Consider the following 21,675-nt stretch of genomic DNA (forward strand, 5'->3'; position numbering starts at 1 on the left):
ACGATCGGCGGCAACCCGCCAAGGGTTTGCCGCCGATACGCTTCTGACCTGGGAAAATGCCGACTACTTCACCGCAGGGCCCACTTCCAGCTCGATCGTCGAGCCGTTCCCGGCCTGCTTGGTGATCTTTATCCTGGTGTTGGTGTCAGTGACCTTGACACCGCCGGTCGGGTTCGCCGGGTCGTAGTAGGTGCTGGTGTGATCGTTGAAGACCGGCACCCCCTTCTGCGACTTGATCTTGGTGGCGACACCTGCCTGGTGCAGCGTGATCGCGTCCGTCGGCTCCAGCGTGAAGGTGGAGTCGTAGGCCTGCATGCGGTTGCGCAGCAGCGTGCCGTCGGACCAGCGCAGCGCCTTCGGGTGGGCGTCGACCGGGAGGATCAGACCGGTGCCCGGGTGGGCGTTCGCGTTGGTGTTGTTGTCCGCCTGGGAGGTGTCCCACTTCCAGATCAACAGGCCGTTCTGGTACGGGTAGTGCTCCACCCAGTCCGGCCGGCTCGTGTTCAGGTAGCCGAAGTTGTACGGGCCGACCCTGAGGGTCTTGTCGTACGACACGTACTGGCGGTTCTCGGCGAGGTAGTACTGCTTGTAGTCCTTGGTGAAGGACGCGCCGATGCGCGAGAAGCCCGCGGCGGTCCAACCGGCGTCCGCCGACTCGGCGTTGTCGGAGAACAGCGCCGTACCGTCCGCCGTCAGCGTGATCTCGTCGGCCGCGAAGCCCTTCTGCGCCACCCCGCCGTCGGTCTGGTAGCGGAAGCGGAGGTCGATCTTCTTGCCCGTGTAGGCGTCGAGCGAGTACGACAGCTTCTTGTAGCCGTCGACCGTGCCGGTCAGGGCCGGCTTGCCGGAGCCGTCGCGCGGCAGGGCCTGGCCGTCCACCGTGCCGTCCAGGGCGGTCCAGTTGGCGCCGCCGTCGGTCGACACCTCGGTGTAGAGGTAGTCGTAGCCGTTCTCGATGTCGTACCAGCCGTCCAGGCCGAGCGTGGCCGAGGACCTGCCGGTCAGGTCGACCGAACGGGTCAGCGTGTTCTTGAGGTTGTCGCCGCTGCCGCTCCACCAGTGGAAGGCGCCCTGCGCCGGGGTGACGATCTCGGTCCTGACCGCCTTGTCCGGCAGCGAGACGACCACCGCCTGGCGGTACTTGGTGTTGTACTCGGCGTACCCCAGCTTATGCCAGGAGGAGACGCCCGCCTTGGCGGTGTCGTAGTTCAGCCAGCCCAGCTGGAGCTTGTCCCAGGCGTTCAGGTCGCCGGGCAGGTCACCGATGGACTCCTTGCCGGTGCCGAGCCAGGAGCCGGAGGACATCAGGGTCCAGAAGCCGGTGGAGTTGTCGCCGCCGGCGGTGTCGTACTCGTCCGGCAGGCCGAGGTCGTGGCCGTACTCGTGGGCGAAGACGCCGAGGCCGCCGTTCTCCGGCTGGATGGTGTAGTCGCCGACCCAGATGCCGGTGTCGCCGACCTGGGCGCCGCCGAGCTTGTTGCCCGCCGGGCCGGTGGCGCCGGCGTCGGTGCCGAAGGCGTACCAGCGGTGGGCCCAGATCGCGTCCTTGCCCTGCGCGCCGCCGCCCGCGGACTCGTCCTCACCGGCGTGCACGATCTGGAAGTGGTCGACATAGCCGTCGGGCTCGTTGAAGTTGCCGTCGCCGTCGTAGTCGTAGCGGTCCCACTGGTCGTACTGGGCGAGGTCCTTCTTGATGTCGGCGTCCGACTTGCCGGCCGCCTTCGCTCGCGCGACCCAGGCGTTCAGGCCGTCGCTGACCACGTTCCACACGCTCGGGCAGTTGGTGGAGCCACAGGCGTTGTTGCCGTAACGGGCCTCGTTGTAGGGGACCTTGACCCAGTCGGAGACCTCGCCGTCGACCGAGTAGCGGCCCGAGGACTGCTTCTCGTAGTACTTCTTCAGCGACTCGGACTTCTTGCCGGTGCCGAAGTAGAGGTCCTGGTAGTGCTTCCGGTTGTAATCCGCCTGCCAGGCCGTCGAGTTGTCCTTCGTACGGTCCGGCGCGGCGATCGTGTTGTGCAGCGGGCCCGCCGTGCCGCCGTACTTGGGGTCGGTCCGGTCCCCGAACTCCACCAGGATCGTGAAGATCTTGTCGGTCTTCTCGCGGCTCAGCTCGACGTACTTGCCGTCGCCCTTGCGGCTCTTGAGCTGGACGACCTTCGAGCCGCCCCGCTCCTGGGCCTTGACCTTGCCCGCGATGAGCTGGTTCAGGGCCTCCTGGCGCTGGGCCCGCCGGGTCTTGCTGAGCGGGCCGTCTAGGTCGTGCGCCTTCTGCTGCACCGGAGCCGGGTCGTGCCGGTCGGCGACGGCGGAGCCGGCCGGCCGGGTGGCGGCCTGTGCGACGGCGAAGGTGGCGAACGTGGCGGAGGCCGCCGCCAGCGTCACGCCGATCGCGGCCGCTCTGAACGTCCAGGATCTGCTGGTCACTTGAGTTCCTCCCCTGCGCCTGTTCGACGCATGTCAAGTGACGTAATTTGACTAGAGGTTTAGAAGAAAAGACAGATCTTGACTTGCTCCGGTCAATTGGACTAGGCAGAGCCGACCTGCGCTTTACGGATGCCGTGCCCCCCGTGCGCCCCCCTGTGCACCGACAACGTGGGTTAGGTCACGCTTACCAGGTGCCGGGCTCGGGCATGCACGCGAAGAGAGTCGAAGGCACCCCCGATCCCCCGACGACTTCCGAGGACACGATTGCCATGCCTCGTCCGACTGCCGCACAGCTCGCCTACGGTTCGTGCACCGTGATCTTCTCGACACTCGCCATGCTGCTGCTGTCCCAGACGAGTTCGGGCCTCGGGATCACCGTCATCGCGCTCGCGGCGCTGGCCCTCGGGCTGCTCGTGGCGATGACGGTGCCGCTGCCCAAGGCCCGCGCGGCCCTGGCACCGGCCGAATCCACCGAGCCCGCGCCCCAGGAGGAGCCGGTGTCGCTGTGAGCGGTGCACACGAAGGCGGCGGGCCCGTGACATCCCACGGGCCCGCCGCCTTCGTGTGCACCGTCCTCGCTCGACGGGTACTCGAAGGAGTGCTCAACGGGTGCTGACCACCACCGTCTTGGCCGCCTTGTCGTGCAGGCCCTGCTTGTAGGGCCGGTCGAAGAAACTCCAGCCGCCGCAGATCGCCGTCCAGACGCAGGCACAGCAGAAGGCGAACGGCACCCACAGCACCAGCGAACGGATCAGCGTGGTCTGCACCGAGGGGGTGGCACCGTCGTCCAGGTTCGCCACCCGCATGCCGAGCCACTGCTTGCCGAGGGTCTGCCCGTTCTTGGCGATCAGGAAGGTGTCGTAGGCGACGTACAGCACGGCCGCGATGAAGGACTGCCCCACCGACTTGCCGACCTCCACGTGATCGCCGTTGACGGAGTACTCGCGCACTCCGAACGCCCAGGTGAGCAGCCACACGACGATGCCGACGAGGATCATGTCGACGATCCGCGCGAGCGTCCGCCGACCGCTGTCGGCCAGCGGGGGCATACCGGCCAGCGGGTCCGCGGGGTAACCGCCGGCACCTGAACCGTAGGGACCACCACCGTAGGGACCACCACCGTAGGGAGGAGGCTGGGCACCACCGTAGGGGGGCGGCTGCGCCCAGCCGTGCGGGGGCGGTTGCTCACCCCCGTGCGGAGGTGGCTGCTGCCCTCCCCACGCAGGCGGCTGCTGCCCGCCACCCGGCGGTGGAGGCTGCTGCTCGCCGCCGCCGGACGGGGTGTCGTACGGCGAGCCCGCCCCCTGGTCCGACGGGGGCCGCTTCCTGAACGGGTCGTCCTCGGGGGGCTGCTCTCCGGAGCCGGGGGGCGGTTCGCTGCTCATGGCCCGAGTGGACCGCGAACACCCCGGCTCCGCACCCGGCGGGCGGCCGTACGGAGTAGCCCACGGCCGTATCCGAGGCCGGTTGCGTCAGCCCGCGACGAAGGTGTGCGCCGCCTTGTCGTGCCAGCACTGGTGCCAGGGCCGGTCGAACAGGCACCACAGCACACCGAGGATCCCGATGCCGAGCAGTCCGGGCACGCTGTAGACCAGCCAGCGGCGCAGCGCGCGGCCGAAGGTGGGCGGCTCGTGCGCCTCGATGTCCCGCACCTCCAGACCCAGCAGCCTCTTGCCCAGGGTCCGGCCCCACTTGGCGGTCGGCAGCACCTCGTAGCCGACGCCGACCAGCAGCAGGACGGCGAGCACGATGCCGAGGCTGGTGGCGGTCGTGCCGTCGAGCAGCCAGACGGTGACCTCACGGCCGGACAGCCTGGCCGCGTCGATCTTCTGCTGGATGTGGTCGGCGGCCCGCAGCACCAGGGGCACCCCGACGGCGGCCGTCACCAGGACCACGATCAGGGTGTCGATCAGCCGGGCGGCGAACCGCTTGCCGAGTCCGGCGGGCCGGGCGGCGGCCTGCCGCCGGGCGGCGGCCTGGAAGACGTCCTCCACCGGCGGCTTCCACGGCGCCACGGGCTGCTCGTCCCCGCCGCCGGCCAGCTGGTGCACCTGCTGCGCCCAGGACGCCTGACCGCCACCGGGCCCGCTGGTCAGCGGGGTGCCGGGGGCACCGCCCTGCGCAGGTACGGAGGGCGCGGCGGGAGCCGGCGCGGGCTGGGCGGGGGCAGCCGCGTGGGGCGCGGGGGCCTGCGCGACGGCCGGGGGTGTCTGCGCGGCTGCGGCACGCGCGGCTGCGGCCTTGCCCGCGCCGAAACCGGGCCCGGCGGCCGGGGAGGGCGCCTGCGGGGCCGAAGGAGCCGCGGCGGAGTGCGGGTTGGGGGCGCCCACGGGGCCCTGCGGCCCGAAGCCGCCAGGCGTCGCGGGGGCACCGGCGGGTCCGGCGCCCGGCCCGGCCGCGCCCGGTCCGCCCGTCCCCGCTCCCGACCCGGAGGCGTGCGCGCCGAAGCCCTGGCCCTGGGCCGGGTCGTGCGGCCCGAAACCGGAGCGTGCCCCGGCGTCCTGCGGTCCTGCGGCCGACGGCGGTCCACCCGGCCGGCCCTGGCCCGGTACCGGGCGGAACGTCATCGTGCCCTCGTCGGTGACGGCCGCGGGACCCGGGACCGGGCGGCGGAAGATGAACGTGCCGCCCGGGTCCGCGGCGGCCTCCTCGGCCGACGGAGGCGTCGCGGTCGGCGTGCCGTCGGTGTGTGCGCCCTGGCCGCCCGGCCGCGCCGCGGGCACCCTCGGATCGACGCCCCAGGCGGTACGCCCGTCGCCGCCGGTGCCCGCCTGCCCGGTGTACGGGCCGCCCGGTGCGGCCGTGCCCGGCCCGGAGGGCGAGGGCTGCGGATCCTCGTCGAAGAAGTAGGGGCCCGTCTCCTCCACCGCCGACGGCGCCGCAGCGGCGGGGGTCGCCGGACGGACGCCGGGCGGCGGGATGAGCGGTTCGCCGTCCTTGGGCGCCGGGCGGCTGGTGCCGGGCACCCAGGAGGCGCCGTTCCAGTACCGGACGTAGCCGGGGATGGACGGGTCCGGGTAGTAGCCCTCGCGGGGCCTGTCGTCACCTGGGGCCGGGGTTGGGGCGCTCATGTCCGTCGTCCCGTATCTGCTCGGGGGTGGGATGGGGGCCTCCACATCTATCAGACCGGGACGTCCCGCACCGCCAGTCCTGCCGGACCCACCCCTTTCCGGGCGACGCCGTACCGGGCTTCCACAGCTGCGCGAAAAAATTCTCCGAACCCGCGTAATGCTCCCGCACCCGCTCGCTCTCTCCCGGTGCGGGCCCACTGCGAGCGGCCCCCGAGAGAGAGGCGACGTCATGCATTACACCGTGGTGGAGCGGGAGCTGGAGCTGCGGCTCGTCCTGTCGCCGGAGCGCAGCATCCCGGTCCCGGCCCGGCTCAGCTACCGCTCCGACGACCCGTACGCCGTCCACATCGCCTTCCACATCAACTCAGAATCCCCCGTCAACTGGACGTTCGCCCGCGACCTGCTGGTGGAGGGGGTGTTCCGGCCGTGCGGGCACGGGGACGTGCGGGTGTGGCCGACGAAGGTCGACGGGCGCAGTGTCGTCCTGGTCGCGCTCAGCTCGCCGGACGGCGACGCGCTGCTGGAGGCGCCGATCCCGCAGGTGTCGGCCTGGCTGGAACGGACGCTGACGGCGGTGCCGCCGGGCACGGAGGGCGCGCAGCTGGGCATCGACGACGCCCTCGACCAGTTGCTCGCCCGGTGAGCCGCCGTACCGGCCGCCGTGCAACGGGCTCAGAGCACCTTGCCCGGGTTGAGGATGCCCAGCGGGTCGAAGGCCTGCTTCACGGCCCGCTGCATCTCGACCCCGACCGGGCCGATCTCCCGGGCCAGCCACTCCTTCTTCAGTACGCCGACGCCGTGTTCGCCGGTGATGGTGCCGCCCAGCTCGAGGCCGAGGGCCATGATCTCGTCGAAGGACTCCCGGGCCCGCCGGGACTCGTCCTCGTCCTGGGCGTCGAAGCAGACGGTCGGGTGGGTGTTGCCGTCGCCGGCGTGGGCGCACACCCCGATGGTCAGGTCGTACGCGGCGGCGATCCGTTCGACGCCCTCGAGCATCGCGCCCAGCCGGGAGCGGGGTACGCACACGTCGTCGATCATCGTCGTGCCCTTGACCGCCTCCAGCGCGGTCAGCGAGAGCCGCCGGGCCTTGAGCAGCAGCTCGGACTCGGCCGCGTCCTCCGCCGGGACGACCTCGGTGGCACCGGCGGCCGCGCACAGGGCGCCGACGGCGGCGAGGTCGGCGGCCGGGTCCGGGGTGTCGAAGGCGGCCAGCAGCAGCGCCTCGGTGGTCTCCGGCAGACCCATGTGGGCGAGGTCGTTGACCGCCTTGACGGTCGTACGGTCCATCAGTTCGAGGAGGGAGGGGACGTGTCCGCCCTCCATGATCCGGCAGACGGCGTCGCAGGCCGCCGCGGCGGAGGGGAACTCGGCGGCCAGCACCAGCTGCTGCGGCGGCTTGGGCCTGAGGGCGAGGACCGCGCGGACGACGATGCCCAAAGAGCCCTCGGAACCGACGAAGAGCCGGGTGAGGTCGTAGCCCGCCACGCCCTTGGCCGTGCGGCGGCCCGTGGACATCACACGGCCGTCGGCGAGGACGACGTCCAGGCCGAGGACGTACTCGGCGGTCACGCCGTACTTCACACAGCACAGGCCGCCGGAGGCCGTGCCGATGTTGCCGCCGATGGTGCACATCTCCCAGCTGGAGGGGTCCGGCGGGTAGTACAGGCCGTGTTCCTCGACCGCGCGGGACAGGGTCGCGTTGATCACGCCCGGCTCGACCACGGCGATCCGGTCGACGGTACTGATCTCCAGGATGCGGTCCATCCTGGTCAGGGACAGCACGATGCAGCCGTCGACGGCGTTGGCGCCGCCGGACAGGCCGCTGCGGGCGCCCTGCGGGACGACGGGGACGCGTAGTGCGGTGGCCGTGCGCATGACGTGCCGGACCTGTTCGACGGTGCGCGGCAGCACGACCACGGCGGGGGCGCCGGCCGGGCAGAAGCTCGCCATGTCGTTGGCGTAGGACGCGGTGACGTCGGGGTCGGTCAGGACGGCCTCGGCGGGCAGGCCGGCCAGGAGCCGGTCGGTGAGACTGCTCGTCTCTGCGGTGTTGTCGGAGCGGGGCGCTTCGATACGGCTCATGATCACAGCGTGACACTCGCGGCCATCGGTGTGAACCCCGCACCTGCCCGGCCTGGGCCGCCCCGGCGTGTCCGGCGCCCTGACGCACAGTGAGGGCCATGGACAACCGAACGACCGCGCCGGGTGGGTTCCGGCCGGCCGAGCCGTGCGCGCCGCGCCGCCGACGGCGGTCGCGCCGGGTGCTGCCGGCCGCGCTGGCGGGCGGTGTCCTCGCGGGCGCCGTACTGATGATGCTGCCGACGGAACAGCCGCAGCACGCGGTGGTACGGCCGCCCGTCGCCGGTCCGCAGGCCCAGGCACTGGCGGCGCTGGCCTCGGGGACGCCGGCCGCGCCGTCCCAGCTGACGGCACTCATCGCACAGCAGGAGCGGCGGGTGCACACCCGGCCCCGGGACGCGCGGGCGTGGGCGGTGCTGGGCGAGGCGTATGCGCAACGGGGCAGCCGGACGGCCGACCCGGCGGACTTCCCGCGGGCCGAGCGGGCCCTGGGGACGTCCCTGAAGACGGGAGATGCCAAGAACACCGAGGCGTACGCCGGGCTGACCGCCCTCGCGCTCGCGCGCCGGGACTTTCCCACGGCCAAGCGGTACGGCGAGCAGGTACTGCGGGCGGCGCCGAAGCAGTGGACGGCGTACCCGCCGCTGATCGACGCCTACACCGGACTCGGTGACTACAAGGCGGTCCAGACCTCGCTGGACAAGCTGCTGGCGCTGCGCCTGGATGCCGCGGCGCGGCCTGCGGTGATGGCGCACGCCTCGGCGGTGTACCGGGACCGCGGCTGGCGCGAGGACGCGGTGGCCCAGCTGACCGACGCGGCGGCCGCCGCCGGCACCCCGGTCGCGCAGGCCGGGTATCTGGCCGGGCTCGGGCAGCTCGCCTTCGAGCGCGGGGACCTGCCGGACGCGCTGCGGCACTTCGAGGCGTCCTCCCGGCTCGTTCCCGGCCAGGGGGCGGTACTGGCCGGGACGGGGCGGACGCTGGCCGCGCTGGGCCGTACGCGCGAGGCGTTCGCCGCGTACCGGGCCGCCCTCGCCCAGCAGCCGAGCCCCCGCATCGCCTACGAGCTGGGCGAGTTGTACGAGGCGCGGGGCATGCCCCGCGAGGCGCGGGCCCAGTACGGGCAGCTGCGGGCGCTGGTGGACAAGCAGATGGCGGCCGGGGTCGACGAGGAACTGCTGCTCGGGCAGTACGAGACGGACCACGCGGACGCAGACGAGGCCGTGGCACGGCTGTGGGCGGAGTGGCAGCGCCAGCCGGGGACCGAGGTGGCCGATGCCCTCGGCTGGGCGCTGCACCGCGCCGGCGACGACAGGCAGGCGCTTGGGTACGCCTCGGCCGCGACGGACAGGCAGAAGGGCGGCGGGGTGCTCAGCGCGCTGTACGTCTTCCACCGGGGGCTGATCGAGCAGGAGCTGGAGCTGGACGCCCCGGCCCGCCGGCATCTCCAGGAGGCGCTGCGGATCAACCCGTACTTCTCGCCGCTGCGCGTGCCACTGGCCCGCGCGGCGTTGCGGGAACTGGGCGGCGTACCCGACGAGCCGCCGCCCGACGACACCCCGTAGGCCTACAGGTTGCCCCGCTTCTCCTGCTCGCGCTCGATGGCCTCGAACAGGGCCTTGAAGTTGCCCTTGCCGAAGCCCATGGAGCCGTGCCGCTCGATGATCTCGAAGAAGACGGTCGGGCGGTCCTGGACCGGCTTGGTGAAGATCTGCAGGAGGTAGCCGTCCTCGTCGCGGTCGGCGAGGATCTTCAGCTCGCGCAGGGTCTCGACGGGCACGCGGGTGTCGCCGACCCACTCGCCGAGGGTGTCGTAGTAGGAGTCGGGGGTGTTGAGGAACTCGACGCCGGCCGCGCGCATGGTGCGCACCGTCTCCACGATGTCGTTGGTGTTCAGCGCGATGTGCTGGACGCCGGGGCCGCCGTAGAACTCCAGGTACTCGTCGATCTGGGACTTCTTCTTGGCGATCGCGGGCTCGTTGAGCGGGAACTTGACCTTCAGGGTGCCGTCCGCAACGACCTTCGACATCAGCGCGCTGTACTCGGTGGCGATGTCGTCGCCCACGAACTCCTTCATGTTCGTGAAGCCCATGACCCTGTTGTAGAAGGCCACCCACTCGTCCATCTTGCCGAGTTCGACGTTGCCCACGCAGTGGTCGATGGCCTGGAAGGTGCGCCGGGCGGGCTGCTCGACCATCGGCCGGGCGGCGACGTAGCCGGGCAGGTAGGGGCCGTCGTAGCCGGAGCGCTCGACCAGGGTGTGGCGGGTCTCTCCGTAGGTGGCGATGGCGGCGAGGACGACGGTGCCGTGCTCGTCCTTGACCTCGTACGGCTCGGTGATCGAGCGGGCACCGTGCTCGACGGCGTAGGCGTGCGCGGCACGGGCGTCCGGGACCTCGATGGCCAGGTCGATGACGCCGTCGCCGTGCTCGGACACGTGCCGCTCGAGGAAGCGGCCCCAGTCGGTGCCGGGCTTGATCACCGAGGTGAACACGAAGCGGGCGGAGCCGTTCTCGAGCACGTAACTGGCGGTCTCGCGGCTGCCGTTCTCCGGTCCGGAGTAGGCGACCAGCTGCATGCCGAAGGCGGTGGAGTAGTAGTGCGCCGCCTGCTTGGCGTTGCCCACGGCGAAGACGACCGCGTCCATTCCCTTGACCGGGAAGGGATCGGCCTGCCGGGCGGTGTCGGGAGTGTGGTCTGTGGTCTGCGTCATGGCGGAAGCGTGACCCCGCTCTGCAAGGTGCGCAATAGTTTGCGTATTAGCAGGGCAATCTGCTCAGTGGTACGTCAGACTCGGCGGACTTTCTGTACAGGATGACCACTTGGGAGGCTCGAATGGCGTTCGACCGGCTGGACGGGCGGATCATCGTGCTGCTCGCCGAGGAGCCGCGCATCGGGGTGCTGGAGATGTCCCGGCGGCTCGGTGTGGCGCGCGGGACGGTGCAGGCGCGGCTCGACCGGCTTCAGTCGAATGGAGTCATCCGCGGATTCGGCCCGCAGGTGGATCCGGCGGCCCTCGGATACCCGGTGACGGCCTTCGCCACGCTGCAGATCCGGCAGGGCCAAGGGCCGGACGTCCGGGCCCACTTGGCGGGCGTGCCGGAGGTGTTGGAGCTGCTGACCACCACCGGCAGCGGGGACATGCTGTGCCGGCTGGTGGCCCGCTCGAACGAGGATCTTCAACGGGTGATCGACCGGGTCGTCGGCTTTGATGGCATCGTCCGGGCCTCCACGGCGATCGTCATGGAGAACCCCGTTCCGCTGCGGATCATCCCGCTGGTGGAACAGGCCGCCCGGGACAGCGAAGGGACGTGACCTGTCTGGGGTGAGCGCCGGTGAACTTCTGGGAGTACCTGGGCAATCGTCACCAGCAGCTGCTCACGGACACCTATCAGCATGCCAGCGCGGTCTTCCAGTGCATGGTGCTGGCGACCGTCATCGGGGTGCTGATCGCGGTCGCCGCCTACCGTTCCGACTGGGCGGGCAACCTCGCCACCACCACGACCTCCACCATCCTCACGATCCCCTCGCTCGCCCTGATCGGTCTGCTCATCCCGGTCGTGGGGCTGGGCGTGCCGCCCACGGTGATCGCGCTGACGCTGTACGGGCTGCTGCCGATCGTGCGCAACGCGATCGTGGGCCTGCGCGGCGTGGACCCGACGCTGGTGGACGCGGCCCGGGGCATCGGCATGTCCCGGGCGATGCGGCTCGTGCGGGTGGAGCTGCCACTGGCCTGGCCGCCGATCCTGACCGGGATCCGGGTCTCCACGCAGATGCTGATGGGCATCGCCGCGATCGCCGCGTACGCCTCCGGCCCCGGGCTCGGCAACGAGATCTTCCGCGGGCTCGCCTCCCTGGGCAGCAAGAACGCGCTGAACCAGGTGCTCGCGGGCACCCTCGGGATCATCATCCTCGCGCTCCTGTTCGATGCCGCATACGTCCTGATCGGGCGGCTGACCATTCCGAGGGGGATCCGTGGCTGAGACGACGACGACCGCACACGGCGCGTCCATCGAGCTGGAGAACCTGACCAAGCGCTATCCGGGCAGTGCACAGCCGGCCGTGGACGACGTGAGCATGGAGATCAAGGCGGGCGAGACGGTCGTCTTCGTGGGCCCGTCCGGCTGCGGAAAGTCCACCACGCTCAAGATGATCAACCGGCTGATCGAGCCGACCGGTGGCCGCATCCGGATCGGCGGCGAGGACGTCACCGACATCGACCCGGTGAAGCTGCGCCGCAAGGTCGGGTACGCCATCCAGTCGGCCGGTCTCTTCCCGCACATGACCGTCGCCCAGAACATCGCGCTCGTGCCGAGGATGGTCGGCTGGCCGAAGAAGCGGATCAAGGACCGGGTCGAGGAGCTGCTCGACCTCGTCGGGCTCGACCCGGGCGAGTTCCACGGCCGCTATCCGCGCCAGCTCTCCGGCGGTCAGCAGCAACGCGTGGGCGTGGCACGGGCGCTCGCGGCCGACCCCCCGGTCCTCCTCATGGACGAGCCGTTCGGCGCGGTCGACCCGATCACCCGCGACCATCTCCAGGACGAGCTGATCAGGCTCCAGCACGAACTGCACAAGACGATCGTGTTCGTCACCCACGACTTCGACGAGGCGATCAAGCTCGGCGACCGGATCGCGGTGCTGCGCGAACGCTCGCACATCGCCCAGTTCGACACCCCGGAGGCGATCCTCACCAACCCGGCCGACGACTTCGTCTCCGGTTTCGTCGGCGCGGGCGCGGCCCTCAAGCGGCTGAACCTGACCCGGGTGCGGGACGTGGAGATGCGGGACTACCCGACGGTGACCGTGGACACCCCGCTCCAGCAGATCTTCGGGCATCTGCGCTCCAGCGGCACCAACGAGATCCTGCTGCTCGACCGGCGCCGGCGGCCCTACAAGTGGCTGCGGCGCGGCGACCTGATGCGGGCCAAGGGCTCGCTGGCCCGCGCCGGCACGCTCGTGCACGACACGGTGACCCGGGACGGCACCCTGCGCGACGCGCTGGAGGCCGTGCTCACGGACAACGCGGGCCGGGTCGCGGTGACCGGGCGGCGCGGCGAGTACATCGGCGTGGTCGACATGGAGACCCTGATGAACTCCGTGCACGAACTGCTGGAGGCCGACCGGCTGGAGGCCATGGAGGCCCAGCACGAGCTGGAGGAGACGCGTGCCGAGCAGACCCATCGGGAGCAGGAGGGTCCTGGAGGGGTGACGAAAGCATGAGTACGCCGTCCGGCGCTTCGTCCGGTGGGCGCCCCGAGGGCGAGCACGAGGTCAAGGGGCTCGCCTTCCGCGACGAGGGCGAGGCCGAGCAGGCGGCCCCGTCCCCGCGGCAGCCGTCGCAGGGCCGCCGGGTGACCTGGCAGCGGCTGACGTTCCTGCCCGTGTTCCTCATCGCCGTACTGCTGGCGACCTGGCTGTGGTTCCGGCAGGCGCACCTGGACACGATCTCGAAGAACGCGCTGTCCGGCGGGCAGGTCTCCAAGGCACTGTGGCAGCACGTGGAACTGACGGTGATCTCCACCTTCTTCGTGCTGATCATCGCCATCCCGCTGGGCATCGTGCTCACCCGGCGCGCCTTTCGCAGGGCCACTCCAGTGGCCATGGCCTTCGCCAACATGGGCCAGGCGACCCCGGCGATCGGCCTGCTGGCCCTGCTGGTGATCTGGCTCGGCACCGGCACGAAGGCCGCGCTGATCGGCATCATCATCTACGCGATCCTGCCGGTCCTGTCCAACACCATCGCCGGCCTGAAGGCCAACGACCCGACACTGCTGGAGGCGGCCCGGGGCATCGGCATGTCCCCGCTCGGCGTGCTGTCCCGGGTCGAACTCCCGCTCGCCGTCCCGCTGATCCTCGCGGGTGTCCGTACCGCCCTGGTCCTCAACGTCGGTACGGCCGCCCTGGCGACCTTCGGCGGGGGCGGCGGTCTGGGCGTGCTGATCACCACCGGCATCACCACCCAGCGCATGCCGGTGCTGGTGCTGGGCTCGGTCCTCACCGTGGCGCTCGCCCTGCTGGTGGACTGGCTGGCCTCGCTCGCCGAGGTGCTGCTGCGGCCACGCGGCCTGGAGGTGGGCACATGAGACGCGGTGCGTGCCTGGCACTGGCGGGGCTGGTGCTGGCCGCCGGCTGCGGGCTGACCAGCGGCTCCCCGATGGCCGACGACGTGCGGCCCGGCTCGGTCGGCGCGGGCGAACCGCTCAGGGGGGCCCATCTCACCGTCACCTCCAAGGAGTTCACCGAGCAGCTGATCCTCGGCGCGATCATGGGGATCGCCTTCCAGGCGGCCGGCGCGGACGTGCTGGACCGCACCGGCATCCAGGGGTCGATCGGCTCACGGGAGGCGGTCAGGAACGGGACGGCGGACGCGCAGTACGAGTACACGGGCACCGCCTGGATCACCTACCTCGGCAACAGCGAGCCGATCCCCGACCCGCAGAAGCAGTGGGCGGCGGTGCGCCGTGCCGACCTGAAGAACGGACTGACCTGGCTGCCGCCCGCACGGCTGAACAACACCTACGCCCTGGCCATGAACCAGGCCAACTTCAGGAAGTACGGCACGAAGACCCTCTCGCAGGTGGCCGCGCTCGCCGCGAAGGACCCCGGCGCGGTCACCCTGTGCGTGGAGAGCGAGTTCGCCAACCGCGCGGACGGACTGCCCGGCCTGGAGAAGGCGTACGGGATGAGGATCCCGGCGGGCAACGTCACGCAGATGGACACCGGGATCATCTACACCCAGGTGGCCAAGGGGAAGTGCACCTACGGCGAGGTGTTCACCACCGACGGACGCATCAGGTCGATGAACCTGGCGGTGACGACGGACGACCGGAAGTTCTTCCCCAACTACAACGCCTCACCGGTGATCAACACCAAGGTCCTGGAGAAGTGGCCCGCCATCGCGAGCGTCATCGAGCCGGTCACGAAGAGGCTGGACAACTCGGTGGCGCAGACCCTGAACGCCAAGGTGGACGTGGAGGGCCAGGACCCGCACCAGGTGGCGCTGGACTGGATGAAGCAGCAGGGGTTCGTGAAGTAGCGGCTTCGTGCGCAGCGGCGCGAGGGCGTGCACGGCGTCGCGGGGCAGGCGGTGGTCCGACGACAGGGCCTAACAGCTCGGGACCGCGCCCTTGTCCTTCTCCAGCGCGGTCAGCGCGGTCACCGCGCCCTTGAGCGTGGTGACCGGGACCAGCCTGAGGCCCTTGGGCAGCTGCGCCTCGGCATCGGTGCACTCCGCCTTCGGCACCAGGAAGACGGTGGCCCCGTCCCGCCGGGCGGCCTGGGTCTTGAGGGCCACCCCGCCGACCGCGCCGACCGTGCCGTCGGCGTCGATCGTGCCCGTACCGGCGATGTTCCGCCCGCCCGTGAGATCGCCGCCGCCGCCGTCGCCGCGCAGCTTGTCGACGATCCCCAGGGTGAACAGCAGGCCGGCGCTCGGCCCGCCCACGTCGGCGAGCTTGAGCGTGACCTTGACCTTGTCGGCGCTCAGCCCGAGGTACTTGAGCGCCGCCTGCGTCGCCGCGTCCTGGGACTGCTGCATCTGCGCCTGGTTGTGCTGCTGGATCTCCTGGACGGTGTCACCGCTGGGGTAGACGGCGTCGCGCGGCATCACGGCCCGGTCGCTGCGGAACCAGTTGCCGACCACGTCCCCGAGGGAGATCCGGGCGTCCGGGCCGGTCGCCTCGATGGTGACCATCCGCAGCTCCCCGCTGGTCCTGCGGGCCGGCGCCCCGGAGACGGTGATCACCTCGGCGCCCTTGTTCCTGCCGAGCACGTTCGCCGTCATCCCCGGCTGGGCCACCGAGAACGGCAGCGGCGCGAACGCCGCCGTGGCGAGCAGGGCCACGACGGGAACTGCGCAGACGGCGACGGCCTGGGAACGCGTGAGACGTGAGAGCACGGGATCAATCTAACGCGACCGTCACCTGTGCCCTGTGCCGTGTACAGGTCCCGGCGCTCCCGGGTGAGGCGGCCAGGCGCCTCCGGCGGCGGCTCGACGCCGGTCCCGGGACCGGTCGGAACGGGCAGACGGCCGTCCTGCAGGACAACCGGCTCGGTGAGGTCCTCGGCGAAGCAGCGGGCGCAGGCCGCGGTGTTCCCGGGGAGCGTGAAGCCGGGCAGGGCGGCCGGGGCGAGTCGACCTGGACGCTGCCGACGAACGGCTGTGCCGTGGCTGCAGTCGAGGGTGCGGGCGCCATGGCGGCGCGCCGCTCAGCGCAGTGCCTCCGCAACCTCCCGCGCCGCTTCCACCACCCTCGCCCCCACCCGCTCGGGCACGGAGTCCGCCAGCATCACCACGCCCACGCTGCCCTCGACCCCCGTGACCCCGACCAGCGGTGCCGCGGCGCCGCTGGCACCGGCCTCCAGTTCGCCGTGGGTGAGCGTGTAGCCCGGATCCGCGGTCGGCGACTGACGCGCGGCGAGGATCGCCCGGCCCGCGGCGCCCCGGTCCAGCGGGTGCCGGAAACCGGCTCGGTAGGCCACGTGGTAGTCGGTCCACGTCGGCTCGACCACGGCGACGGCCAGCGCCTCCGACCCGTCCACCAGCGTCAGATGCGCCGTCGCCCCTATGTCCTCGGCGAGCGAACGCAGCGCGGGCAACGCGGCCTCGCGCACCAGCGGGTGCACCTGCCGGCCGAGCCGCAGCACTCCGAGGCCGACCCGGGCTCGCCCGCCCAGGTCACGCCGGACGAGCGCATGCTGCTCCAGGGTGGCGAGCAACCGGTACACGACGGTACGGTTCACGCCCAGTTTGGTGGACAACTCCGTGACGGTCAGCCCGTGGTCCGTGTCGGCCAGCAGCTTGAGGACACGTAGTCCCCGGTCGAGCGTCTGAGAGGTCTCCGCGGTCACGACGCCCACTCCTTTGGTGGTGAGGCCGGCGGGCCCCTGAGCGGCAGATGCGTGGCCGAGTCCCGTCGGCGACGCGTTCAGAGGCCGCCGATCGGCAGGACGGCTCGGCGGCTCCGGGCCAGGTCGCTTCACGGCTGCGCTCCGCGGCGACGCTGCCACGGGGCGTGTGCGTAGCGGGACAGTAGCGAAGCAGGTTCGCTGAGCGGAAGTCTTCGTCCAGAATCCGGGCAAGGGCAGATCCGGCCTGCCGACATTCGTCCGGATACGCGCCGCACACGGGGTGCCCGCGGTTCACTTCATCCGCGTCGCCCACTCCTGCACCTTGGCGATGCGCTGCCTCAGCTGCCCTGCCGTGGCCTCCGCGCTGGGCGGCCCCCCGCACACCCGCCGCAGCTCGGTGTGGATCACCCCGTGCGGCTTGCCGCTCTGGTGGACGTAGGCGCTCACCATCGTGTTGAGCCGCTTGCGCAGCTCCATCATCTCCTTGTGCGAGACCACCGGCCGCCGCTCGGCGGGCAGTTCGAGCAGATCGGCGTCGGCGTCCGGCTTCTTCTTGCTGTGCGCGATCTGCCGGGCCTGCCGCTTCTGCAGCAGCAACTGCACCTGGTCGGGTTCGAGCAGGCCGGGGATGCCGAGATAGTCCTGCTCCTCCTCGCTCCCCGGGTGGGCCTGCATGCCGAACTCGGCGCCGTCGTAGAGGACCCGGTCGAAGACGGCCTCGGACTCCAGCGCCTCGAAGGAGAACTGCTCCTGCTCGCCGGTGTCCTCGTCCTGCTGCTTGTTCGCCTCCTCCATCTCCTTCTCGGATTCGGCGTACGGGTCCTCCTCGCCCTCCTTCTTCGGCTTGTCGAGGGCGTGGTCCCGCTCCTTCTCCATCTCATTGGCGAAGGTCAGCAGGTCGGGCACGGTCGGCAGGAACACGGAGGCGGTCTCGCCGCGGCGCCGGGACCGTACGAACCGCCCGACGGCCTGCGCGAAGAAGAGGGGTGTCGAAATGGTCGTCGCATACACGCCCACCGCGAGCCGGGGCACGTCCACGCCCTCGGACACCATCCGGACGGCGACCATCCACCGGTCGTCGCTCTCGCTGAAGTCGTCGATCCGCTTCGAGGCCCCCGCGTCGTCGGACAGCACGAGCGTGGCCTTCGACCCCGTGATCTCACGGATCAGCTTGGCGTAGGCGCGGGCCGAGTCCTGGTCGGAGGCGATGACGAGGGCGCCCGCGTCCGGGATGGCCTTCCTGACCTCGGTCAGCCGCTGGTCGGCGGCGCGCAGCACGCTGGGCATCCACTCGCCGCGCGGGTCGAGCGCGGTGCGCCAGGCCTGGCTGACCGCGTCCTTGGTCATCGGCTCGCCGAGCCGGGCGGCGATCTCGTCACCCGCCTTCGTACGCCAGCGCATGTTGCCGCTGTAGGAGAGGAAGATGACCGGCCGCACGACGTGGTCGGCGAGGGCGTTGCCGTAGCCGTAGGTGTAGTCGGCGGCGGAGCGCCGGATGCCGGCGTTGTCCTCCTCGTACGTCACGAAGGGGATCGGGTTGGTGTCGGACCGGAACGGCGTACCGGTCAGCGCGAGCCGGCGAGTGGCGGGCTCGAAGGCCTCCAGGCACGCCTCGCCCCAGGACTTGGAGTCACCGGCGTGGTGGATCTCGTCGAGGATGACGAGGGTCTTGCGCTGCTCGACGCGGTTGCGGTGCAGCATGGGCCGTACGCCGACACCGGCGTAGGTGACAGCGACGCCGTCGTAGTCCCGGCCGAGCGGTCCGGCGCTGTACTCGGGGTCGAGCTTGATACCTATCCGCGCGGCGGCCTCGGCCCACTGCTTCTTCAGGTGCTCGGTCGGCGCGACCACGGTCACCTGCTGCACGACGTGGTGGTGCAGCAGCCAGGAGGCGAGCGTCAGCGCGAAGGTCGTCTTGCCGGCGCCGGGCGTGGCGACGGCGAGGAAGTCACGGGGCTGCTCCTGGACGTACTTGTCCATCGCGCCCTGCTGCCAGGCACGCAGCTTGCTGGCGGTACCCCAGGGGGCCCGGCCGGGGAAGGCGGGCGAGAGGTGGTGGGACGACGACGCGGAGGAAGCGGCGGTAGTAGTCACGGTCTCCGTTTTGTGGGGCTCGGCGCTCGGCTACGTATGACAACCGGGCCACCCTACCGGCGCCGCACCACCGTCAACGCCCGGACGAGGCCGGGTCGCCCGTGGGTGGGACCCACATCACAGCGGCGGTGATCATCGGTGTGACCACCGGTGCGATCGCCGTCAGGCCCGCAGTCGCCGGGTCACCCACGCCCCCACCAGCGCCACTCCCGCCATCGGCAGGAAGACGGCCGCGAAGGCGAGGGGACGGGGGCCGCCGCCGGCGGCGGCCGCGGCGCTCCCGCCTCCCAGGGCCGCGAAGGCGGCGCCGGTGGCGGCGAGCAGGACGACGTTGGACAGGGCGTCGGAGATCTGGAGCGCGGCGGAGTTGGCGCCGGCCTCCTCGGGGGCGGACAGCCGGAGCAGCAGCACGCTGGTGGAGGACATCACCAGGCCCATGCCGAGGCTGCCGAAGGCCCAGGCGACGGCGACGACCCAGACGGGCACCGCGTGCACGAGCACGCTGGGCGCGGTGGCCACGGCGGCGGCGACGAGCAGCATCCCGGCGGTCATCAGCCGCTCCCGGTACGGCGCCATGCGCGGCCGGGACTGCACGAACGAACCCAGCGCCCAGGTCAGGCCGCCGGACGCCAGCGAGAACCCGGCGAGCATCGGCGACAGTCCGCGCTGGGTGACGAGCATCAGCGGCACGAAGGACTCGGCGGCGATGAAGGACCCGGCGGACAGTCCGCGCAGCAGTACGACGGAGGGCAGGCCGCGGGCCGCCCGGTAGGTGCCGCGCGGGAGCAGGCCGAGGGCGGCGGGCACGAGCAGGGCGGCACCGGCGAGTGCGGGCAGTACGGCGAGCGGCCGCAGATCCTGGGCGGCGTACTGCAGGAGTCCGGCGCCCAGGGAGATACCGAGGGCGAGCCGGATGCGCCGTCGGTCGAGGGACCCGGCGGCCCGGTCCGCCTGGACCGGGCCGGACGCCCGGCGGCGTATCTGGGGCAGGGCGAGGGCGAGCGGGAGGACGACGAGGACCGGGATGCCGAGGAAGACCCAGCGCCAGCCGAGGTGCTCGGTGATGGCGCCGGAGGCGAGCGGGCCGACGATGGACGGCACCACCCAGCCCGCCGCGAAGGCGGCCATGATCGCGGGGCGCAGCCGCTCGGGGTAGGCGCGGCCGACGACGACGTACAGCGCCACGATGACGAGCCCGCCGCCGAGGCCCTGCACGGCCCGGCCCAGGATGAACACCCACATGACCTGGGCGGTGCCGGCGATGACAAGCCCTGCGGCGAAGCCCGCGATGCCGGCGCCGAGCGGGCCGAGGGGGCCGCGCCGGTCGGACCACTGACCGGAGAGCACCATGCCGAACAGGCTGGTCGTGAAGTAGCCGGAGAACGCGAACGCGTACAGGCCCACGCCGTGCAGTTCCCGCGCCGCGACCGGCATGGCGGTGCCTACGGCGGTCGCCTCGAAGGCGATGAGCAGCACGACGGAGACGATCCCGACACTGAGCGCCCGGTACGACCTGCTCAGTACACCGTCGTCTGCTGCTCTTCGTCCGTCGGCGTCCGTCTCGGCGGCTTCGGTCGCGACATCGGCGTCGCGGGGCTCCAGGGCGGTCATGCTCGCCAGAGTAAGGCCCGCAACCGGGTTTGACCCCTGTCGGGAGGCCGGTCCGACCTGCGACCTTGGTCGTAGGCCCCCGTTTCATGAACGCGGTGTGGCAGTCGCGTTGCAGCGCACCCGGCCCTCTTGAGTCCGCCACCGACCGCCCGTAGGTTCATTCCCACGAACACGGCCGTGTGCCCGAGTGGTTTAGGGGCTCGCCTGCAAAGCGAGTTACGTGGGTTCGATTCCCGCCACGGCCTCCACCTTTCCGCCTTGCGGCAATCTGCCGCCGGTCCGGCCTCACCGCGCCCTCTGTGCACCCTCGATGCGCCCGCGACGCATCAGAGCACTCCGCCGGCCTCGTCCTGGAAGGCCTCTGTCCAGTAGTGCCAGTCGGTGGCCGAAGAGGTGCCCGTGGGGTCGACGGTCGTCAGGGTGTGGATCATGGCTGCGGCCAGCTGCTCGTAGGACAGGGTCGGCAGTTCGTGGTGCAGGTGGCGGTGGATGGTGCGCTCGTGGTGCAGGAGCCAGAGGGTGAAGGCCAGGGTGGAGACGTCCGTGTTGAGGGGGTGGAGCGTGGCGTCCGGCTCGCTGAAGGTCAGCACGGCGCCCGTTCTGCCGTCGACCACCAGGCTGGTGTCCTCCAGCAGGTAGCCGAGGCGGACCAAGTGGTCGGCGTGGGCCGGGAGTTCGTCCAGAGGGAATCCGCCCGGGTGCTCCTGTGTGAAGTACTCGCGCAGTGTCGGGAGGGGTTCGTCCGTGTCGGTGTGGAAGAGCACCGCCTGTTCCGGCAGGCCCGTCTCGCGCAGGAAACGCCGGGTCGACTCGTGCGTGAGCGTCGGCGGGAAGTCGACCTCCTCGAAGCGGGACACCCTGCCGTGCCCGAACTCCTGGTCCAGGACGCGCGCGGGGACGTCCAGGGTGAGGCCGCACGCCGTGCCGGGGCCGGCGACCAGGGCGAGCGGGCGGATCAGGGCCGCCACCTTCCAGTACGGCGGGACCGCGCCGTCCGCGCCCTCCTCGAACAGGGCGAGCAGGCGGCGGGTTGCCTCCGCGGCCGTCTGGGGGCCGTACTGGCCCGCCAGGGACGCGAAACGGCCGCGCAGGCCCGCCAGTTCCTCGGTGACCGCGGCGAAGCGCAGCAACGTGGTCAGGGAGGGTGCGAAGGGACGGAGGTCCGACGGGTCGAAGAGATGGGCCGTCGTGATCTCGCCCGTGGCGCCGTCGAGCAGGATCGACTCGCGCCCCATGCCGGCCGGGCTGAGCAGCTCGCCTATGACCAGGCGGCCACGCAGCTCCTCCGCCAGCCGGAACGGGGCGTCCGCGGCGTCGGCGAGCGTGCGCAGGCCGTGCGTACGCAGCGGCGAGAAGGTCAGCAGGTCGGTGTGCGCGGGCAGTCCGGCGCCGCTGAGCAGGCCGCGCGTCGGCGCGTGCGTGACGTAGCGGTCCAGCTCCGCCTCGGTCAGCGTGATCGCCGCAATCCCGGTGTCGGTCGTGCTCATCGATCCCCCGCGATCTTCCCCGTCCAAGCCCCACGTACGTCCGTGAGCGCAGCCGC

18 protein-coding genes and 1 tRNA gene are annotated in these 21,675 nt (G+C 71.5%); 9 read left to right on the plus strand and 10 right to left on the minus strand.

Annotation, left to right across the window (positions count from 1 at the left end; translation table 11 throughout):
* Positions 1 to 63: 63 nt before the first annotated feature.
* Positions 64 to 2,427, minus strand: coding sequence for an immune inhibitor A domain-containing protein (locus GQF42_RS18250; protein ID WP_158921263.1), 2,364 nt, complete (start codon positions 2,425 to 2,427; stop codon positions 64 to 66).
* Between the two features lie 269 nt (positions 2,428 to 2,696).
* On the opposite strand from GQF42_RS18250, the gene GQF42_RS18255 reads away from it, so the two are divergent.
* Complete coding sequence (locus GQF42_RS18255) at positions 2,697 to 2,936, plus strand: hypothetical protein (RefSeq protein ID WP_158921264.1); 240 nt, start codon at positions 2,697 to 2,699, stop codon at positions 2,934 to 2,936.
* A 93-nt stretch (positions 2,937 to 3,029) separates the two neighbouring features.
* Here the strand turns inward: GQF42_RS18255 and GQF42_RS18260 are convergent, their stop codons facing one another.
* Both GQF42_RS18260 and GQF42_RS18265 read right to left on the minus strand, forming a co-directional pair.
* Complete coding sequence (locus GQF42_RS18260) at positions 3,030 to 3,812, minus strand: RDD family protein (protein WP_158921265.1); 783 nt, start codon at positions 3,810 to 3,812, stop codon at positions 3,030 to 3,032.
* 87 nt (positions 3,813 to 3,899) lie between these two features.
* The gene (locus tag GQF42_RS18265; RefSeq protein ID WP_158921266.1) at positions 3,900 to 5,498 is read right to left on the minus strand and encodes an RDD family protein; all 1,599 of its coding nucleotides are present in this window, start codon (positions 5,496 to 5,498) and stop codon (positions 3,900 to 3,902) included.
* 229 nt (positions 5,499 to 5,727) lie between these two features.
* Between GQF42_RS18265 and GQF42_RS18270 the strand changes: the two genes are divergently transcribed.
* Positions 5,728 to 6,141: an SsgA family sporulation/cell division regulator gene (locus GQF42_RS18270; protein ID WP_158921267.1), complete on the plus strand. Its 414-nt coding sequence runs from the start codon at positions 5,728 to 5,730 to the stop codon at positions 6,139 to 6,141.
* Between the two features lie 29 nt (positions 6,142 to 6,170).
* Here the strand turns inward: GQF42_RS18270 and GQF42_RS18275 are convergent, their stop codons facing one another.
* Positions 6,171 to 7,586, minus strand: a complete 1,416-nt coding sequence (locus GQF42_RS18275) for an FAD-binding oxidoreductase (RefSeq protein WP_158921268.1) — start codon at positions 7,584 to 7,586, stop codon at positions 6,171 to 6,173.
* Between the two features lie 92 nt (positions 7,587 to 7,678).
* Between GQF42_RS18275 and GQF42_RS18280 the strand changes: the two genes are divergently transcribed.
* Positions 7,679 to 9,142 (plus strand): tetratricopeptide repeat protein, encoded by a 1,464-nt coding sequence (locus GQF42_RS18280; protein ID WP_158921269.1) that lies wholly within the window; start codon positions 7,679 to 7,681, stop codon positions 9,140 to 9,142.
* A 2-nt stretch (positions 9,143 to 9,144) separates the two neighbouring features.
* On the opposite strand, the gene hppD is transcribed toward GQF42_RS18280, so the two are convergent.
* Positions 9,145 to 10,290: a 4-hydroxyphenylpyruvate dioxygenase gene (hppD, locus tag GQF42_RS18285; protein WP_158921270.1), complete on the minus strand. Its 1,146-nt coding sequence runs from the start codon at positions 10,288 to 10,290 to the stop codon at positions 9,145 to 9,147.
* A gap of 122 nt (positions 10,291 to 10,412) precedes the next feature.
* On the opposite strand from hppD, the gene GQF42_RS18290 reads away from it, so the two are divergent.
* Genes GQF42_RS18290 through GQF42_RS18310 form a run of 5 tightly spaced genes read left to right on the plus strand, consistent with a single transcriptional unit; the run spans position 10,413 to position 14,613 of the window.
* Entirely contained in the window at positions 10,413 to 10,892 is a 480-nt protein-coding gene (locus GQF42_RS18290) for an Lrp/AsnC family transcriptional regulator (RefSeq protein ID WP_158921272.1), read from the plus strand.
* A 20-nt stretch (positions 10,893 to 10,912) separates the two neighbouring features.
* Positions 10,913 to 11,560: an ABC transporter permease gene (locus GQF42_RS18295; protein ID WP_158921274.1), complete on the plus strand. Its 648-nt coding sequence runs from the start codon at positions 10,913 to 10,915 to the stop codon at positions 11,558 to 11,560.
* Positions 11,553 to 12,797: a betaine/proline/choline family ABC transporter ATP-binding protein gene (locus GQF42_RS18300; RefSeq protein ID WP_158921276.1), complete on the plus strand. Its 1,245-nt coding sequence runs from the start codon at positions 11,553 to 11,555 to the stop codon at positions 12,795 to 12,797. The genes GQF42_RS18295 and GQF42_RS18300 overlap by 8 nt, the downstream gene beginning before the upstream one ends.
* Positions 12,794 to 13,660: an ABC transporter permease gene (locus GQF42_RS18305; protein ID WP_158921278.1), complete on the plus strand. Its 867-nt coding sequence runs from the start codon at positions 12,794 to 12,796 to the stop codon at positions 13,658 to 13,660. Before GQF42_RS18300 ends, GQF42_RS18305 begins: the two co-directional genes overlap by 4 nt.
* The gene (locus GQF42_RS18310) at positions 13,657 to 14,613 is read left to right on the plus strand and encodes a glycine betaine ABC transporter substrate-binding protein (RefSeq protein ID WP_158921280.1); all 957 of its coding nucleotides are present in this window, start codon (positions 13,657 to 13,659) and stop codon (positions 14,611 to 14,613) included. Before GQF42_RS18305 ends, GQF42_RS18310 begins: the two co-directional genes overlap by 4 nt.
* Positions 14,614 to 14,682: 69 nt before the next feature.
* Here the strand turns inward: GQF42_RS18310 and GQF42_RS18315 are convergent, their stop codons facing one another.
* The 4 genes from GQF42_RS18315 to GQF42_RS18330 form a co-directional block, all read right to left on the minus strand.
* Positions 14,683 to 15,474, minus strand: a complete 792-nt coding sequence (locus GQF42_RS18315; protein ID WP_158921282.1) for a S16 family serine protease — start codon at positions 15,472 to 15,474, stop codon at positions 14,683 to 14,685.
* Positions 15,475 to 15,785: 311 nt separating this feature from the next.
* Positions 15,786 to 16,427: an IclR family transcriptional regulator gene (locus GQF42_RS18320; RefSeq protein ID WP_158921284.1), complete on the minus strand. Its 642-nt coding sequence runs from the start codon at positions 16,425 to 16,427 to the stop codon at positions 15,786 to 15,788.
* A gap of 291 nt (positions 16,428 to 16,718) precedes the next feature.
* On the minus strand, positions 16,719 to 18,521 hold the full coding sequence (locus GQF42_RS18325) for a DEAD/DEAH box helicase (RefSeq protein ID WP_158921286.1): 1,803 nt from the start codon (positions 18,519 to 18,521) through the stop codon (positions 16,719 to 16,721).
* 162 nt (positions 18,522 to 18,683) lie between these two features.
* Positions 18,684 to 20,132 (minus strand): MFS transporter, encoded by a 1,449-nt coding sequence (locus tag GQF42_RS18330; RefSeq protein ID WP_158921288.1) that lies wholly within the window; start codon positions 20,130 to 20,132, stop codon positions 18,684 to 18,686.
* A 173-nt stretch (positions 20,133 to 20,305) separates the two neighbouring features.
* On the opposite strand from GQF42_RS18330, the gene GQF42_RS18335 reads away from it, so the two are divergent.
* Positions 20,306 to 20,380: transfer RNA gene (locus GQF42_RS18335), tRNA-Cys, on the plus strand.
* Between the two features lie 78 nt (positions 20,381 to 20,458).
* On the opposite strand, the gene GQF42_RS18340 is transcribed toward GQF42_RS18335, so the two are convergent.
* The gene (locus tag GQF42_RS18340; protein WP_158921290.1) at positions 20,459 to 21,619 is read right to left on the minus strand and encodes an SUKH-4 family immunity protein; all 1,161 of its coding nucleotides are present in this window, start codon (positions 21,617 to 21,619) and stop codon (positions 20,459 to 20,461) included.
* Positions 21,620 to 21,675: the final 56 nt, after the last annotated feature.

The sequence above is a fragment of the Streptomyces broussonetiae genome (assembly GCF_009796285.1).
Classification (GTDB): Bacteria; Actinomycetota; Actinomycetes; order Streptomycetales; family Streptomycetaceae; genus Streptomyces; species Streptomyces broussonetiae.

Coding starts and splice junctions, on each gene's coding strand:
- GQF42_RS18255 (WP_158921264.1), top strand. CDS start 2,697: ATGCCTCGTCCGACTGCCGCACAGCTCGCCTACGGTTCGTGCACCGTG.
- GQF42_RS18260 (WP_158921265.1), bottom strand. CDS start 3,812: ATGAGCAGCGAACCGCCCCCCGGCTCCGGAGAGCAGCCCCCCGAGGAC.
- GQF42_RS18265 (WP_158921266.1), bottom strand. CDS start 5,498: ATGAGCGCCCCAACCCCGGCCCCAGGTGACGACAGGCCCCGCGAGGGC.
- GQF42_RS18270 (WP_158921267.1), top strand. CDS start 5,728: ATGCATTACACCGTGGTGGAGCGGGAGCTGGAGCTGCGGCTCGTCCTG.
- GQF42_RS18280 (WP_158921269.1), top strand. CDS start 7,679: ATGGACAACCGAACGACCGCGCCGGGTGGGTTCCGGCCGGCCGAGCCG.
- hppD (WP_158921270.1), bottom strand. CDS start 10,290: ATGACGCAGACCACAGACCACACTCCCGACACCGCCCGGCAGGCCGAT.
- GQF42_RS18290 (WP_158921272.1), top strand. CDS start 10,413: ATGGCGTTCGACCGGCTGGACGGGCGGATCATCGTGCTGCTCGCCGAG.
- GQF42_RS18305 (WP_158921278.1), top strand. CDS start 12,794: ATGAGTACGCCGTCCGGCGCTTCGTCCGGTGGGCGCCCCGAGGGCGAG.
- GQF42_RS18310 (WP_158921280.1), top strand. CDS start 13,657: ATGAGACGCGGTGCGTGCCTGGCACTGGCGGGGCTGGTGCTGGCCGCC.
- GQF42_RS18330 (WP_158921288.1), bottom strand. CDS start 20,132: ATGACCGCCCTGGAGCCCCGCGACGCCGATGTCGCGACCGAAGCCGCC.
- GQF42_RS18340 (WP_158921290.1), bottom strand. CDS start 21,619: ATGAGCACGACCGACACCGGGATTGCGGCGATCACGCTGACCGAGGCG.